Source organism: Bifidobacterium myosotis (assembly GCF_002259745.1).
Classification (GTDB): Bacteria; Actinomycetota; Actinomycetes; order Actinomycetales; family Bifidobacteriaceae; genus Bifidobacterium; species Bifidobacterium myosotis.
Window position 1 is genome coordinate 20,444 of sequence record NZ_MWWW01000002.1, and the last position, 15,956, is coordinate 36,399.

At 61.4% G+C, this 15,956-nt stretch carries 10 protein-coding genes; 7 read left to right on the forward strand and 3 right to left on the reverse strand.

The window, feature by feature from the left end:
• Positions 1 to 201 precede the first annotated feature (201 nt).
• The 4 genes from BMYO_RS00245 (at position 202) to BMYO_RS00260 (ending at position 5,060) form a co-directional block, all read left to right on the forward strand.
• Positions 202 to 1,551, forward strand: coding sequence for an ABC transporter substrate-binding protein (locus BMYO_RS00245; RefSeq protein WP_233427950.1), 1,350 nt, complete (start codon positions 202 to 204; stop codon positions 1,549 to 1,551).
• A gap of 164 nt (positions 1,552 to 1,715) precedes the next feature.
• Positions 1,716 to 2,636, forward strand: a complete 921-nt coding sequence (locus BMYO_RS00250) for a carbohydrate ABC transporter permease (RefSeq protein WP_094666615.1) — start codon at positions 1,716 to 1,718, stop codon at positions 2,634 to 2,636.
• Entirely contained in the window at positions 2,633 to 3,517 is an 885-nt protein-coding gene (locus BMYO_RS00255; RefSeq protein ID WP_094666616.1) for a carbohydrate ABC transporter permease, read from the forward strand. Before BMYO_RS00250 ends, BMYO_RS00255 begins: the two co-directional genes overlap by 4 nt.
• A 391-nt stretch (positions 3,518 to 3,908) precedes the next feature.
• A complete protein-coding gene (locus BMYO_RS00260) occupies positions 3,909 to 5,060 on the forward strand; it encodes a LacI family DNA-binding transcriptional regulator (protein ID WP_143249073.1) in 1,152 nt (383 codons plus the stop codon).
• Between the two features lie 103 nt (positions 5,061 to 5,163).
• Here BMYO_RS00260 and BMYO_RS00265 read toward each other — a convergent pair whose 3' ends face one another.
• Positions 5,164 to 6,216, reverse strand: coding sequence for a LacI family DNA-binding transcriptional regulator (locus BMYO_RS00265; protein ID WP_094666618.1), 1,053 nt, complete (start codon positions 6,214 to 6,216; stop codon positions 5,164 to 5,166).
• Positions 6,217 to 6,394: 178 nt separating this feature from the next.
• On the opposite strand from BMYO_RS00265, the gene BMYO_RS00270 reads away from it, so the two are divergent.
• From BMYO_RS00270 to BMYO_RS00280, 3 genes are all read left to right on the forward strand, one after another.
• Complete coding sequence (locus BMYO_RS00270; RefSeq protein WP_094666619.1) at positions 6,395 to 8,392, forward strand: glycoside hydrolase family 127 protein; 1,998 nt, start codon at positions 6,395 to 6,397, stop codon at positions 8,390 to 8,392.
• A 225-nt stretch (positions 8,393 to 8,617) separates the two neighbouring features.
• Positions 8,618 to 10,039, forward strand: coding sequence for an MFS transporter (locus BMYO_RS00275; RefSeq protein ID WP_094666620.1), 1,422 nt, complete (start codon positions 8,618 to 8,620; stop codon positions 10,037 to 10,039).
• A gap of 214 nt (positions 10,040 to 10,253) precedes the next feature.
• Entirely contained in the window at positions 10,254 to 11,135 is an 882-nt protein-coding gene (locus tag BMYO_RS00280) for a YggS family pyridoxal phosphate-dependent enzyme (protein ID WP_094666621.1), read from the forward strand.
• A gap of 377 nt (positions 11,136 to 11,512) precedes the next feature.
• Here BMYO_RS00280 and BMYO_RS00285 read toward each other — a convergent pair whose 3' ends face one another.
• Positions 11,513 to 12,526, reverse strand: a complete 1,014-nt coding sequence (locus tag BMYO_RS00285; protein ID WP_094666622.1) for a ribose-phosphate diphosphokinase — start codon at positions 12,524 to 12,526, stop codon at positions 11,513 to 11,515.
• 253 nt (positions 12,527 to 12,779) lie between these two features.
• Positions 12,780 to 15,641 (reverse strand): zinc ribbon domain-containing protein, encoded by a 2,862-nt coding sequence (locus BMYO_RS00290; protein WP_233427992.1) that lies wholly within the window; start codon positions 15,639 to 15,641, stop codon positions 12,780 to 12,782.
• Positions 15,642 to 15,956: the final 315 nt, after the last annotated feature.

Consider the following 15,956-nt stretch of genomic DNA (forward strand, 5'->3'; position numbering starts at 1 on the left):
TAGTTTTTGTTCGTTTGTGTTACCGCATGACAATCTCGCCTCGACACGCCGTGCATGGTTGACGTGGAATCGATACCACATATGATTGTGGCTATCGGGATTCAAGAAGCTGCGATGCCGCAGTGAGGGGCATGACAGCATGTGAACGCCGAGAGTTAATTCCGCTGGAGGGCGGGATGAGAATCCTCAAGGAAAGGCTCAATGATGAGGAACTGGAAGAAAACGACCGCCGCTATCGCCGGCATCGCAGCCCTTGGTATGATGTTCGCCGGATGCGGCAACCCCGCAGCCGCCGGCAGTGACGACAACACCGATACCTCCTCCGCCGATTACTGGCCGGCCGAGGACACCAAGCTTGACGGTGTGAAGCTGACGTTCTGGGCGGCCCAGAACTCCAACAAGATTCCGGTCCAGGTCATCAAGGACTTCGAGTCCAAGACCGGCGCCACGGTCGATCTGCAGACCATTCCGGACAACTACGAATCCAACGTGCAGACCAAGATCACCACCGGCGACTCCCCGGACATCATGTTCTGGCAGGCCGTGCCGTCCACCTTGGCGGGCTTTGTGGCCCAGGACAAGCTGCAGAAGCTGGACAACGCCCCGTGGCTCGAGAACTACGCCGACGGCATCGCCGACGCCAGCGGCAAATACCAGGACACCTACTACGGTGCTCTGGTCTCCGCTCCGGACACCGAAGGCGTCTGGTACAACAAGAAGGTCTTCGAGAAGGCCGGTATCACCGATACCCCGAAGGGTTGGGATGGCCTGATCGAGGCGGCCAACAAGATCAAGGATTCCGGTGCGGCCGAATCCCCGTTCTTCGAGATGGCCGGCTCCCAGTGGGGCACCCAGTGGGCCGTGAACGTGCAGCTCGCCGAGGCGGCCAAGGACGGCCTGTGGGACAACGTCAACGCCAACAAGGACAGCTTCGAGGGCGAGGACATCCTTGGCGCCATCAAGGAATACAAGAAGATGATTGATGATGGCCTGTACAACAAGGACGCAGGTTCGGCCAAGGACACCGATCAGGCGCAGGCTCTGCTTGACGGCAAGGCCGGCATGATCATCCAGACCAACTCGATGTTCAACGCCATCTCGGCACTTGCCGACAACGACAAGGCCAAGCTGGACGACACCATCGGCTTCTTCCCGATTTCCAAGGAAGGCAACATCGCCACCTCCATCCCGCAGCAGGGCAACTGCATCGTCGCCTTCAAGACCGGCGACGCGAAGCGTGAGGCCGCGGCCCGCCAGTTCATCGAGTTCTGGCTCGGCTCCGAGTACGAGACCTTCATCAAGGACCAGAACTACGTCTCCATCATGAAGGACGTCGAGACCCCCGATACCGTGCCTCAGGCCCAGCTCGACGCCTTCGATGCCCTCAAGGACGCGGTCGGCTCCATGCAGTCCCAGGCTGTGGCCAACCCGGACCTCTACCTGAACCTTGCCAACATGGTCAACGGCACGATGACCCCGGAGCAGGTTGCCAAGACCACCCAGGACCAGTTCGCACAGATCGCCAAGGCGCAGGGCGTCGAAGGATTCTGATTGGTTGACCGCCCCGGTGAAGTGTTTCACCGCACTCCCGCCGGGGCATGATCCCAATCGATTTCCGGCTCAGGCATCCGGCCGGGCCACGCCCGAGGCCGCGTTTTCCCTAGCGCGGCTCCGGGCCCCGGCCGCCCAGCCACTTATGTAAGGAAAGCGAAACAATGACGACTCACGTCTCTTCGTCCGCCAAACCAGTCAAGGGTACGCGGACATTGGAGCGCAAGAACTATCCGTTGCGCTACATAGTTCCCGCGGGCGTAATGCTGTTGGTGTTCTTCTTCCTGCCCACGGTCATGAACTTCATCTACGCCTTCACCGATTGGTCCGCGTTCAAGAAGACCATCGAGTTCAACGGCTTGGATAATCTCAAGCAGCTCTTCGAGAGCGGTACCTTGATGGCAGATATCAAGGTCACTTTGATTTACGCGGTGCTCGTGGCCTTCTTCCAGAATGCGTTCGGTCTCGCGCTCGCCGTGCTCCTCGAGAAGGACACGCGTCTGAACCGCTTCGCCCGCACGATGTTCTTCATTCCCGTGATCATGTCCGCCCTCGGCGCCGGCTACATCTGGCAGGCCATCCTGAAGACCGACGGCGTGCTGAACCAGATTCTCGGTTTCTTCGCCGGTCATACCGTGGACGTCCAGTGGCTTGGCTCCACGACGTGGACCATCGTGATCGTCACCATCATCCACGGATGGAAATGGATGGGCTTCGCGATGCTCACCTACCTCGCCGGTCTCAAGACCATCGATTCCGAAGTGCTGGAGGCTGCCTCCATCGATGGCGCCAACGCCTGGCAGACCTTCTGGCAGGTCAAGTTCCCGCTCATCGCTCCGGCCATGACCTTCAACGTGGCCACCGCCCTGCTTGGCTCGATGAACTCCTTCGACATCGTCCAGGCCACCACCAACGGCGGCCCCGGCGGTTCCACCGAAATCCTGAACCTGTTCATCTGGCGTACGTTCGGCAAGGGCCTGTACTCCCAGTCGACCACCATGAGCCTCGTGCTCTTCGTGATGGTGATGATCATCGCCATCCCGCTTGTCACCTACCTGCGTAAGCGTGAGGAGAAGATCCTATGAGTAGCGCAACCTATAGCGAATCCGGTGTTAGAACCAACAGCCTCACCGTCGTCAAGAAGTCGTCGAAAGTCCATGACATCGTTCACGCAGTGATCGTCATCCTCCTGATGCTCCTGTTCCTGGCCATCCCGTTCTGGATTCTCATCGTCACCGCAGGCAAGACCCAGGCCGAGGCCGTGGTGCCGAGCATGGCGCTGCCGAGCCAGTGGCATCTCATCGACAACCTCAAGGAGGTCATCGTCGAAGGTAAGGTGTTCCCGGCCCTCCTCGGCTCGTTGTTGGTCACAGTCCCGTCGGTGTTCATCTGTCTGCTGTTCGGTTCGATGGCGGCGTGGATTTTCGGTCGCCGTACCTCTAAGGGCGTGGGCATGCTGTATGCGCTGTTCATTTCCGGAGTCATCCTGCCGCCGTCCGTCGTGACGATCATGATGCTGCTCAAGATGCTCGGCCTGTCCGGCACCGCCTTCGGCATGAACTGCGTGTACATCGGCATCTACCTGTCCGTGGTGATCTTCTTCATCACCGGCTTCATCCGCACGATTCCGCCGTCCCTCGAGGAGGCCGCCCGCATCGACGGTGCCAGCCCGATGAGGATCTTCTTCACGATCATCTTCCCGCTGCTTGCCCCGACGCTCGCATCCTCCACGATTCTGGTGGTGCTGTACATCTGGAACGACATCTTCTACTCGCTGTTCATCCTCTCCGGCAAGATGAGCACCCTGCCGCTCAACCTCTACAATGTGGCGAGCGCAGGCCTGTATCTCAACAACTGGCATCTCATCTTCGCCTACATCATCCTGATGACGCTCCCGCTGCTCATCGTCTTCGTGATCGGCCAGCGCAAGATCATCAGCGGCATCACGGGCGGCGCCGTTAAGTAAACAGCCTAGTAGGCTGTTTATAGGCGCCGCCGAGCGCCGGTAGACGCGAGGTAATACTGAGCCGGCCGCAGGCCGTCCGCTATTGCAGGACGAGCCGTTAAGTAAACATCCCGGCCAAGCCGTTAAGCGGACAGTCCAGTGGGCTGTCCGTAGGCGAGGTGAGCAGCTGTGCTGCGAAAGGAAAATTCGAAGATTTTCCGGTTTACAGGCTCCGCCGAGCTGCGGCAGTGGCGAGGTAACGATAAGCCTCGCCACAGGCGAGTCCGTAATTGCAGGGCGGTGCGGTCAAGTAAGCGCCCGCATGTTCCGTAGCAGGTTGGTGGTGGGCGAGAATGGAGGCGCAGTGAAGTAAAGCCATACCCAGTGTTCTTCTCCTCTTCCGAAGCGCTCCGTGTTCCCTGACAGGTTCTTCTCCTTCCGGTTGGGGAACACGGAGCGCTTCCCATCGCAAATGTTCCATCACGGGCCCTTATATACTGGGGCAATGATGGAAGATAGACAGGTGCATATGCCAAGGCCTAAAGAGAAGCGGGCGCCGGTAATCAAGGATGTGGCCGCGCTCGCTAACGTATCGGTGTCAACGGTGTCCCGATACCTGAACGATTCGCCCCGTATCAGCGAGGAAAGCCGGAGCCGTATCGCTCATGCCATCAGACTGCTTGACTACCATCCGAGCCGCGTGGCGCGTGGTTTGGTCAACTCGACCATGAAGTCCATCGCGGTGCTCACCAGCAATACCACGCTGTATGGTTCATCGATGACGATTCAGGGCATCGAGGACGAAGCCCGTACGAACAATTATCCGGTGAGCATTTCCAAACTGGATGATGACTCGGCCGATGGCCTGCGTGCGTCCATCACCATGGTCATGGATCAGAACCCCAGCGGCGTCGTCGTGATGAAATACGACGAATTGGCCGCCAAGGCCTTGAATCTGCTCCCTGATACGGTCGCGAAGGTGGTCATCGCCGGCGATCGCGAATCCGATTTGGATCAGATCGATCTGCGTGAGAACCAGTCCGGTCGGGAGATCACCGAATTTCTGCTCGGTCTGGGACACGCGAACGTCGTGCACGTCACTATCCCGGGCGGAGGCGGCGGATACAGCCGTACCGCCGGCTGGGAGGCGGCGTTGCGCGCCAACGACAAGCCGATTCCTGATATGTGGCACTGTTCATGGTTGCCCAGCGATGCGCGCGAACTGGGGCATGAGATAGCGCATGTGGATGGGTTGACCGCGATATTCGCCGGCAACGACGAAATCGCGATGGGTTTGATTCGTGGGCTGGAGGATGAAGGCAAGAGCGTGCCGGGGGATATCAGCGTTATCGGCTTTGATGATCATCCATTGTCGAGCGTGTGGACGCCGCCGTTGACCACGTATCGGCAGGATTTCCCTGCCGCCGGCCGCCAGGCTGTCCAGCTGCTGCTGTCGCGCATCGAGGCACAGGAGCGCGGTGAGGTGCTGCCCGCGAGGTTCGTGGAATTGCAGGGCGAGCTAGTGGTTCGTGCCTCGGCCGGTGCCCCGCCATCGGCTCGATAAGGATATGCGCCTTGCTGGTGGAGACGGTTGACTGGAGGCGTCTTGGGGTGTGCATGACGCTCTGAGATGCGGTCCGGCGCGAGCGGCTGTGCCCTCGCATGCCTCACGATGTCTTGCGCTCGTAGACGCGGCCGGTGCTTTCCAGCGCGGTGTGACGCCGGGGCTCGGTGGATTCCCGGACGATCATCGGGCATTCGATGGATGTCACACCGTGATGTGGCCGGCCCGCCAGCGCGTCGAGCAGGAACTGGGCCGCGGTCTTGCCGATGATGGTGATGTTATTGTCAAACGTGGTGAGCGTGGGATGGGCGTTGGCGGCGAATATGAACCAATTATCGTGCCCGATGACGGCCACGTCTTGGGGGACACGTTTGCCGATGGACCTCAGTCCGCGCACGGCGCCCCGGGCGATCTCGTCGCTGAGACAGTAGATTGCATCGAGATGCGGGTGTTGCTCCACCAACAATTGTGCCGCCCGCTCACCCCACTCCTCGCTCCATGCGTCGAACAGAATCGCAATCGGCTGGAAATCATAGAGGATGAACGTGCGCTGCGCACCCAGAACGCGGTCCTTCGCCGCCTGGAAATCCTCGGGGCCGGCGATCACCGCGATGTACCGGCGCCCGATGTTCAGCAGATATTCGATGGCCTGCGCGCCGGCGCCGATGTTATCGCAGATGATGCTGCAGTCATTCGGGTCGCGCGAGGGGTCGTAGGCGTAAATCACCGGCAGGCCCATCGTGGTCTGCGGGTCGAGCGGAGGCCGTGAATTGGTGGTATCGCCCACCACGATCAGCCCATCCACACCATGCACCGCGAGACGGTCGATATGGCTTTTCTCCAACGCCGGCCGGCCGTGCGAACTCATCAGTAACGCGGCGTGATTCGACGCCCCGAGCGTGATTTCGGCGCCGGTGAGCAACGGCAGGGCGAATCGGCCGTTGTAATCGGAGGTGATGAGTCCGATGAGTCCTGAGTGCTCACGAGACCGCTCCGTCCTGTTGGCTTTGTCGTAGCCGAGTTGTTCCGCCGCCTTGAGCACCGCACGCTGTGTGCGGGCGGAGATGCGGTCCGTATGATTCAGTGCCTTGGATGCGGTGGCAACGGAAACATTCGCCAGCCGAGCCACGTCGGCGAGGGTTGTTTTGCTGGACATGCCGCCAGAATATGCGAAATTTTTCGCATTCGCAAGACCCGGACATAGAGCGGAAAAACAACGCATACCATCAACACTGCAAGTTGGTAAGGGGCATGAAAGGCCAGCGTGGCAGCTGGTGTACATGTCTATGCAAAGCGGAATACGAGCAGTACCTACAGTGTGGAAAGGACGAACCATGAGCCAGCAGGTCACGGTTACTTCGCCGTTCTGGAAGCGTTATCGTGAGAACGTTGCCAAGGAAGTAATCCCGTATCAGTGGGCTGTGATCAATGATGAGCAGAAGATTGACATCCCGCGTGACCCCTCCGGTGCCAAGCAGGACATCGATTACCACTACAGCCGTGCGGTGCGTAACCTGCGTATCGCGGCGGGTGACGAGGAAGGCGAGTTCAAGGGCTTCGTCTTTCAGGATTCGGATGTGTACAAGTGGCTCGAGGAGGCCGCCTACTCCCTGGCCTACGAGCCGGACGAGCAGCTCAAGGCCCTGTGCGACAAGCTGGTCGATCTGATCGCGCGTGCGCAGCGTGAGGATGGTTATCTGGACACGCCGTACATCATCAAGTCGGGCGCGTTCGCGGATCGCGAGCGTTTCTCCCAGATTCAGCAGTCGCATGAGATGTATGTGATGGGCCATTACATCGAGGCCGCGGTGGCGTACTTCGAGGTGACCGGCAACCAGCAGGCCCTCGAGGTGGCCGAGAAGATGGCCGCCTGCCTTGATGCGAACTTCGGCGAGGGGGAGGACAAGATCCCCGGCGCCGACGGTCACCCGGAAATCGAGCTGGCGCTCTCCCGCCTCTACGAGGTCACCAAGGAGGAGAAGTACCTCAGGCTCGCCAAGTTCTTCATCGACGTTCGCGGCAAGGATCCGAGCTTCTACGACAAGCAGAACGAGAAGATCGGCGACGGTTCGACCGATATCTTCCCGCAGATGCGCGGCTGGACGCATGAGTACACGCAGACCGCGCGTCCGATTCGCCAGCAGCAGACCGCGGAGGGCCATGCCGTGCGTGTGGGCTACATGCTCACGGGCGTCGCCCATGTTGCCCGTCTGACCGGCGACAAGGAGCTCGAGGAGACCGCGAAGCGTCTGTGGCACAACATCGTGACCAAGCGCATGTACATCACCGGCGGCGTCGGCTCCACGCATGTGGGCGAGGCGTTCACCTACGACTACGACCTGCCGAGCGACACCATGTACGGCGAGACCTGCGCTTCCGTGGCCATGAGCTTCCTGGCCAAGCAGATGCTTGAGCTGGAGACTAAGGGCGAATACGCGGACGTGCTCGAGAAGGAGCTCTTCAACGGTTCCATCGCAGGCATCGCGCTCGACGGCAAGCACTTCTACTACGTGAATGCCCTTGAGGCCGACCCCGAGGCCACCGACCACAACCCGGATCGCTACCATGTGCTCATGCACCGCGCCGAATGGTTCGGTTGCGCCTGCTGCCCGGCCAACATAGCCCGTCTGATCGCTTCGGTGGACCGCTACCTGTACACCGTGCACGAGGACAAGCGCGAGATTATCGCCCACCAGTTCATCGCGAACGACGCCGAATTCTTCGACGGCGTGAAGGTCTCTCAGAAGTCCAACTTCCCGTGGGACGGCCACATCGAGTTCACCGTGGACGTGCCGGAAGGTGTCGAGCCGGTGAAGTTCCTGGTGCGTATCCCGTCCTGGTCCGCCACCCAGCACGAGCTCAAGGTCAACGGGGAGGATGCCCGTCGTCTGCCGATCGAGGATGGTTTCGTGACCATCGAGCTGACTTCGGGCGAGACGCAGGTCACGCTTGATCTGGACATGTCGGTCAAGTTCATGCGTTCCAAGACGCTGGTGCGTCACGACATCGGCAAGATCGCCGTGATGCGCGGCCCGATCGTGTACTGCGCGGAGGAGGCCGACAACTCGGCGCCGCTGTGGAACTACCACATCGGCAGCCACGACGCGTCCCGCGCCCGTGCGGAGTACCACTTCGGCGAGTTGGACGGCGTGGAGGTCATCACGATCCCGGCCACGAAGCGCACGCACGACGAGGAGGACTTCCCGTTGTACGCGGACGTGGAGGAGCATCCGGTCGGGGAGAAGTCCTACGACCTCAAGCTCATCCCGTACTACGCGTGGGCCAACCGCGAGGTCGGCCAGATGCAGGTCTGGTTCGACTCCGACTTCTAATCGCTGGCTTTCGGTCTCCGATTTCCAATCCCAAGCTTGTCCCGCCCACGAATTCGGGCGGGACACCGGCAGACGCCGTAGGGCGGTCATGCGCAGAGGTACGCCAATATTTCCTGTCCGTCACATGACCGCCGTTCGGCTCCGCTCATCGAACCGTCCGCCTAAGGGCGATTCAACCATCACCACCTGTTGTAACCGCAACAAATCAATGAAGAAGGAAAACCAATGAGTGCTGCAACTCAGGATGCTTCCGCAGTGAAGCTCTCGGTCAGGGAGAAGGTCGCTTACTCCTTCACCGATATGGCAGGCAACCTGCTGTACGTGACCATTTCGTCGTACATCATGTACTTCTACACCAACGTGTTCCACATCCCGGCCGCCGGTGCGCTGGGTGCGGGTACGATTCTGCTGGTCGCCCGCTTTGCCGACGCCATCTCCGCCGTGGTGTGGGGCTCCATCGTGGACCACACCAACACCAAGTGGGGCCAGAGCCGTCCTTGGTTCCTGTGGCTGTGCGTGCCGTTCGCGATCACCGTGTGGATCGCCTTCACTGCTCCGGGCCTGCCTGATGGCGCCCCGAAGTTCTGGTACGCCCTGATTACCTACATTCTGGCCGCCGGCGCCGTGTACACCGGTATCCAGACGCCTATCACCGCCATCCTGCCGAACCTCACCTCCGACCCGACCGAGCGTAACAACGCCAACTCCTTCCGTATGGCAGGTGGTCAGATTGGTTCCTTCATCACCTCGTCCTTCACCATCCCGCTGGTTGGTTGGTTCGGCGTCCAGTTCGGTGGCGGCGACAAGACCGGCTTCATGATTGTCACCGCCATCTGGGGCATCGTGGCCATCATCCTGCTGCTCTTCTCCTTCAAGAACCTCAACGAGCGCAACTACCACCCGGAACTCAACAAGCCGATTCCGCTGAGCGACTCCCTTAAGGCCGCCAAGGGCAACTGGCCGTGGATCATCCTGGTCGTCGCTTTCGTGATCTACTGGGTCGCCCAGTCCACTCGTAACGGCGTGTCCACCTACTACGCCCAGTACGTGCTCAACAACCGCAACCTGACCTCCATCTTCAACGGCGTTCAGGTGCTCGGCCTGCTCGGTACCATTGCCATGCCGATTATCGCCAACAAGACCAAGAACAAGACCCTGACCATGATCATCGGTCTGGTCATCGGTGGCCTTGGCCAGGCTCTGATGCCGCTTGCCGGCCACAACGTGCCGCTGCTGGTCACTTTCTGGACCATCGGTGTGCTTGGTGCTGCCATCGCCATCGGTATGCCGTTCGGCATGCTCGCCGACACCGTGGATTACGGCGAGTGGAAGACCGGCATCCACGCCGCCGGCTTCCTGACCGCCGTCGGCTCCGCCTTCTGCATCCAGGTCGGCTCCGGCTTCGGTGCCTTCCTGCCGCTGGAGATCATGGGTGCCGCCGGTTACGACGCCACCAAGGACGTCCAGACTCAGGCTGCTCAGGATGCCATCAGCTTCTGCTTCATCTGGCTGCCGGTGATTGTGTACATCATCGTCGGTGTGATCATGTGCTTCTACCGCAAGTACGAGAAGATGGAGCCGATGATCAAGGCCGAGCTGGCCCAGCGTCACGCCAAGGCTCTTGCTGAGGCCGAGCAGAACGCCTGATGCGAACTGGCATTGATGGTGCTCCATTGATGCCGTCAACGGTCAATTGCTGATTCGTTCCGATTGATTGCCCAATGTGCCCGATGGTATACGCCATCGGGCACATTGCGTTCCATCGGAGGCATTATCGCGTTGCTGCGATTACGATGTGTGAAATATGAGCCTTGCGAATATGAGCCATCATGGGTAAAGGCACAGTCGAAAGGGGAAGCGGATGACGGCATACATGGATCATAAGGATCTCGCGAACGAGGTCATCGATGAGGCGCGTGCGCGGGAGATCGCGGACGGCGTGCACAAGGTGTTGGACGGCATCGCGCAGGCCGAGGCTGCGGCCGGGCGCGAAGCCGGTTCGGTGAAGCTGCTGGCGGCCACGAAGACCCGCGACGTGGGAGAGATCTTGGCCGCGCTCGATGCCGGCGTACGCATGATCGGCGAGAACCGGCCGCAGGAGGTCGTGGTCAAGGCGCCGGGGCTTACGCGGTTGCTGGGCGAGCGTGGTTTCTCCCTCGGCGTGGGTGGGGATATCGCTTCCGCTGGCGCTGCCGAGGCTGAGGCTACTGGGGTCGCTGCGGATTCCGCCGCGCACGCTTCCGCTGGCGCACAGGGCCACATCCCGTTCCACCTCATCGGCCAGCTGCAGGCCAACAAAATCGGTAAGGTGCTGCCGGTGGTGAACACCATCGAATCGGTGGATTCCATCGAGCTGGCGGAGAAGATCGCCCGCCGTGCCACCATGCATGGCGTGACGGTGGGCGTGCTGCTTGAGGTGAACGAATCCGGCGAGGAGTCGAAGTCCGGTTGCGCGCCGAGCCACGCCATCGATTTGGCCAAGCGTATCGGTGCCATGGGCGGCTTGGAATTGCAGGGACTTATGACCATCGGTGCGCATGTGGATGACGAGCGCGTGATTCGCGAGGGCTTCGCGCATCTGCGTCGCACCCGCGACCAGATTCTCGCGTCGGGGGCCACCGGCACCGAGCATTGCAAGGAGCTGTCGATGGGCATGACCCAGGACATGGCCTATGCCATCGAGGAGGGTTCGACCATCGTGCGCGTCGGCACTGCCATCTTCGGCGCCCGCGCGTTCATCTGAATGCTCCGCCGGCGAAGACCAAGCGAGACACGAGCTGCGATTAGGCTGACTTATGCCGTAACTCGGTTGCAAGGGGTAGGTACACCGGTTGTTGTGATATCTATCTGCGTTGCAAGGGGTACCTCGACATTGCAAAGTGGCCTTCAACCTCTTGAACCATGCCGATATTGAGCGGTTTTGCGCGTGCGGATACTTGGCATGCTACCCCTTGCAACGCAGATAGCAGTTCCGGTGACCGGTGTACCTACCCCTCGTAAGCGAGTTGCCCGCTCAATGCAGTGATTATGCAGTGTCTCATGAGTATTTATGAGTGATGCCGCCAAGTTCATCGCTTGGCGGCATCACTCATAAACGAATCGAATCACAGGTTCGCGGAATCACGCATAGATGTTGCGCGGGCGCATATCCTCCGGCAGACCCTCGAGCAACGTGGCCACGGAGCCCTCCTCGAACACGGAACGGATGCCGGCCGCCAGCAGTGGCGCCACGGACAGCACGGTCATGTTCGGCAGTCGCTTCGACTCCGAAATCGGCACCGTGTCCATGAACACGATTTCCTTGGCACCGCAGGTCTTGAGACGTTCCACGGCGGGGCCCGACAGCAGACCATGGGTGGCCACCAGCGTGACCGACTTGGCGCCGGCTTCGTTCAGTGTGCGCACGGCCTCGCAGATGGTGCCGGCGGTGTCGACCATGTCGTCCACGACCACGCAGTCGCGACCGTCCACGTCGCCGATGATGCCATGGGCCTCGGCGTGGTTCGGGCGGGTGATGTCGCGCTGCTTGTGGATGAACGCCAGCGGCAGACCGCCCAGCTTGGCGGCCCACTGCTCGGAGACCTTGATACGACCGGCGTCCGGGGAGACGATGGTGGTGTTGTCTAGCGAGACGGCGGAACGAACATAATCAAGCAGTACGGGCATGGCGGTGAGATGATCCACCGGGCCGTCGAAGAAGCCCTGCTCCTGCGCGGCGTGGAGATCCACCGTCATGATGCGGTCGGCGCCGGCCGAGCGGAACAGGTCGAAAATGAGACGGGCGGTGATGGGTTCGCGGCCGCGATGCTTCTTATCCTGGCGGGAATAGCCCATGAACGGCGCCACCACCGTGATGGAACGGGCGGAGGCTCGCTTGAGCGCGTCGATCATGATGAGCTGTTCCATGATCCATTTGTTGATCTTGCCGGAATGGCACTGCAGCACGAACACATCGGCGCCGCGGACCGGTTCGGCGAAGCGGACGTACATCTCGCCATTGGCGAAGTCGTAGGCCGTGGTCTCAAGAATCTCAGTGCCTAGGCATTCGGCCACCTTCTGAGCCAGCTCAGGGTATGCGCGGCCCGTGACCAATACGAGTCGTTTATCCGGAGTGCCTTCAAGAATCGCCGACATGCGTGCTCATCCTTCGTTGTTCAGTTCCCGTTTATGCCTTACCCAGTGTACAAGCACCCCGCCGCAGCGTGTGCCACGGCGGGGTGCCCGTTTCGTGAGGATTATCGCGGAATCCCGTTTTCCTTGCACATGGTGTCATGAGCCGGTTGTCGGCCGGTCATGAACCGGTCGGCCATATGGGGAATCCGCAGTCGGAGTTGATCCGAGCCGATTTTCGTGTCGGTGTGCCGGATCAGATTTGTCGGTTGCCGGATCAGTTTGCGAAGGAGATGGACACCTTGCCATCGGCGATGGTGAAGTGTCCGTTTGCGGTGAACGACCTCGAACCGTCGTCCGGCTCCCAGCCGTCGCTGGAGTGGTACTCATAGTTCATGGTGACGTCACCCTCCTTCGTGCTGAAGGTGCTGGACGACATGTCGATGTCATCCACCGTCGCGTAGTTCTTGACCTTCCACTTGAAGTTGCGGTAGCGGCTGGTGCTGTAGTAGGAGGAGTATCCGAACGGGCAGCCCTCCGGCTCGGCTTCGGTGGAGGCGGCGCATTTGTCGGTGGCCGACTTCACTTCCTTATCGATGGCGGACTTCAGCTTGTCGGTGGACGTGAGCTTCAACGTGTCGCTGGAGTCCGCGTTGGTGCTCGCCGAAACGGTGCTGCTGCTGTAATACTCGGATTTCGGTGCGGTGACCTTGTAGGTGCCGGGGTACACCGGGAATTCGAGATAGCTGTAGGAGGACGAATCATCCGAGCCGGAGATCGAGTTCTTGGCCGAGACGGTCACGCCGTTGACCACGACGCTGTCAAGCAAATCCGGCATCGAGACCTTGATCGTCTTGACCAGCGGCTCGGCGACGGTCCAGTTCTTGAAGATCAGGAACTTACCGCCGTTGGTCACCATCTTGATGGAATCGCTGGTGATCTCCTTGCCGCCGAGGGTGTACGAGAGCTGAGCGGTGACCGAACCGTCCGCGTTCGTCGTGGTCTGCGTGATGCGGGCGTTGCTGATTCGCGTGTTCTCGCCCTCGGAGGCCTTGTCGGTCAGCAGCGCCGCCTTGTCCTGGTCCACGGCGGGCTTGGCGATGTCGTTCGCCTTGTCGAAGTCGCCGGACTGGATGGCGGAGATGTAGCTGTTCGCCACGCTCTTCGCGCTGAACACCGACGATGACAGCACACCGTAGACGATGCTGAACAGCACCACGAATCCGACGACGGCGCCGGCGATGATGGCGATCTTCTTCTGCTGGGCGGTCATCGTGGTTGTGGCGGCGACAGGCGCGGAACCGGGGACTCCGGGAGCTGCGGAAGCTGCGGGAGCTGCCACGGGAGACGCGGGGATGGAGGTCGGCGCTGCGGCCGGGGCTGCAGTGAACGTCGCGGTGGTGGCCGTGGGGGCGGTTGGTGTCGCCGGGGCTGCGGGGGCGGTCGGCGGGACCGGTCCATTATTGGTGGGTCCATTGATTGGGCCATTGATTGGTCCATTGATTGGGCCGTTCGCCGGGCCGTTCGCCGGTCCTCCCGTTGCCGATGGCGGGTTGGGACCGTCGTCAAAAGGGCGGGCGGACACTCCTTCACTCGGCGTGCCCCACGTCGGCCACTTGCCGAACATCGCGCCGGAGGCGTAGATGTAATCGACGACGGGCTGCGGGGTGGCGCGCACGGTGCCGCCCACGAGGGCAGGCCACAGCGCCGGGACGGAGACCACGATGGTCGGGCCGAAGGTCATCGCCACGATCTCGACCAGCACGGCCCAGATGCCCATGATGAAGAAGTTCCACATGGCCGGTCCGATGGTGATCTCGACGCCAAGCGCCTCTACGTTCATGCCGATAGCGCCGAACAGCACGTTGACGAGGAGCCAGAAGACCATGACCGCGACGGGCATCTTCCAGATGTGCTGCCAGCCCGTGTAGGCCGGGTCATACATATTGCGGGCCGAAGCGCGCAGGGCGGTCCAGCAGGTGACGACCAGGAACAGTACGAACAGCAGCCAGAGCGGCCAGACCGGTACATCGAGCTCAGGGCTGAAGAGGCTGGCGTTCATCGGAAGCTGATTGGCGCCTTGGGTGAAACTCATGGTGCCGAACGTCGCCCAACTGAAGACGAACTCGCCGATCATGAGCAGGGTGATCGGGAACATCAGCAGCAGCATGCCCTGACCGTCCTTGAAGGCCATGACGAACAAGGCGACGATCGAGGCGAGGAGGAAGAGCGCGAGTTGCAGGAACAGCACCTCGGTCGTGGATCGCACGAATCCGCGCGTGCGGTGGGCCCACTGCCAGAAGGCCTGGAACACGGTCTTGGAATCCGAGGCGTATTGTGCCAGCGCGTAGCCGATGAGAGAGCCGATGGTCCCCAGCAGGAACGTCACGAGGAAGGTCCGCCAAGTGGCGCCGGTCAGATGCGCCTGAATGGTGTTACCGCTCACGATCGGTGCCTGGCCGATGGCGGCCAGCAAGGTGACCACCAGCGCGGAGATCAGGCCGGAGACGAATCCGGAGATCAGGCCGGCGAACTTGAAGCGGATGCCCTTCATGCGCGCAACCATGTACGCGCCGTAGGCCGCGCCGAGCACCAAGGCCACGCCGGTGAGTCCCAGCGGGTAGGAGATCAGGTTGGACAGATTCGCGTTGGACAGGTTGGCGACATCGGAAAGACTGGAGGTGAAGCTGAAATGAGATCCACCCGCAAGGCCGAAGACGAGGCTGAAGATGAGGTAGTGGAAGAAGTTCATGCCGTTGGTGATCGAGAGCAGCTGGCTGAAGCTCGAGGTAAGAGCGGAACCACCCCCGAAATTCGTCGATGATCCCAACGAGTTCAGCGCGATGGCCGGAAACACGGAGAGCACGATCGCGGCGATGACGCCGATGCCGACCGAGGCGCCGACCGTCTGCATGTTGCCGGGGCTGATGAGCTCCTTGACCAGCGGGTTCGCGGCGGCGGGTACGGCCGTGGCGCCAGGGGCTGAGGCGGCTGGGGCTGCTGCGCCCGGTTGGGCGGGGGCGGCGCCTGCAGCGGACGGCGTCGGAATCGGGCCGGTGGTCATGGTCGGGGCCGGGGCCGGGGCCGTGGGCTGCGCCGGGAAGGACTGGGCCGCGGGGGTTGCGGTGGCTGCGGGCATGGGTGTACTTGCAGCCGTTGCTTGGGGCTGTGCCGGGACCGGGGCCGGGGCCGGCACAGCCGGGAATGCACCCGTCGGCTGGGCCGGGGCAGTCGCGTTGCCCTGCGGCAAAGGAATCTGAGGTACCGGAATCGCTCCGGTCGGCTGGGTGGCCGACGATGCCGCCGGCGTTGCCGGGGCGGCCGGGACAGGGGCGGGCGCCGGGGCCGGGAACTGGGCCGACGGGGCGGGAACGGCAGCGAATGCACCGGTCGGAGTCTGGGGCGCGGACGAATGAGACGACAGTATGGTTTCGTCGCTTACGGCATCCGGCGT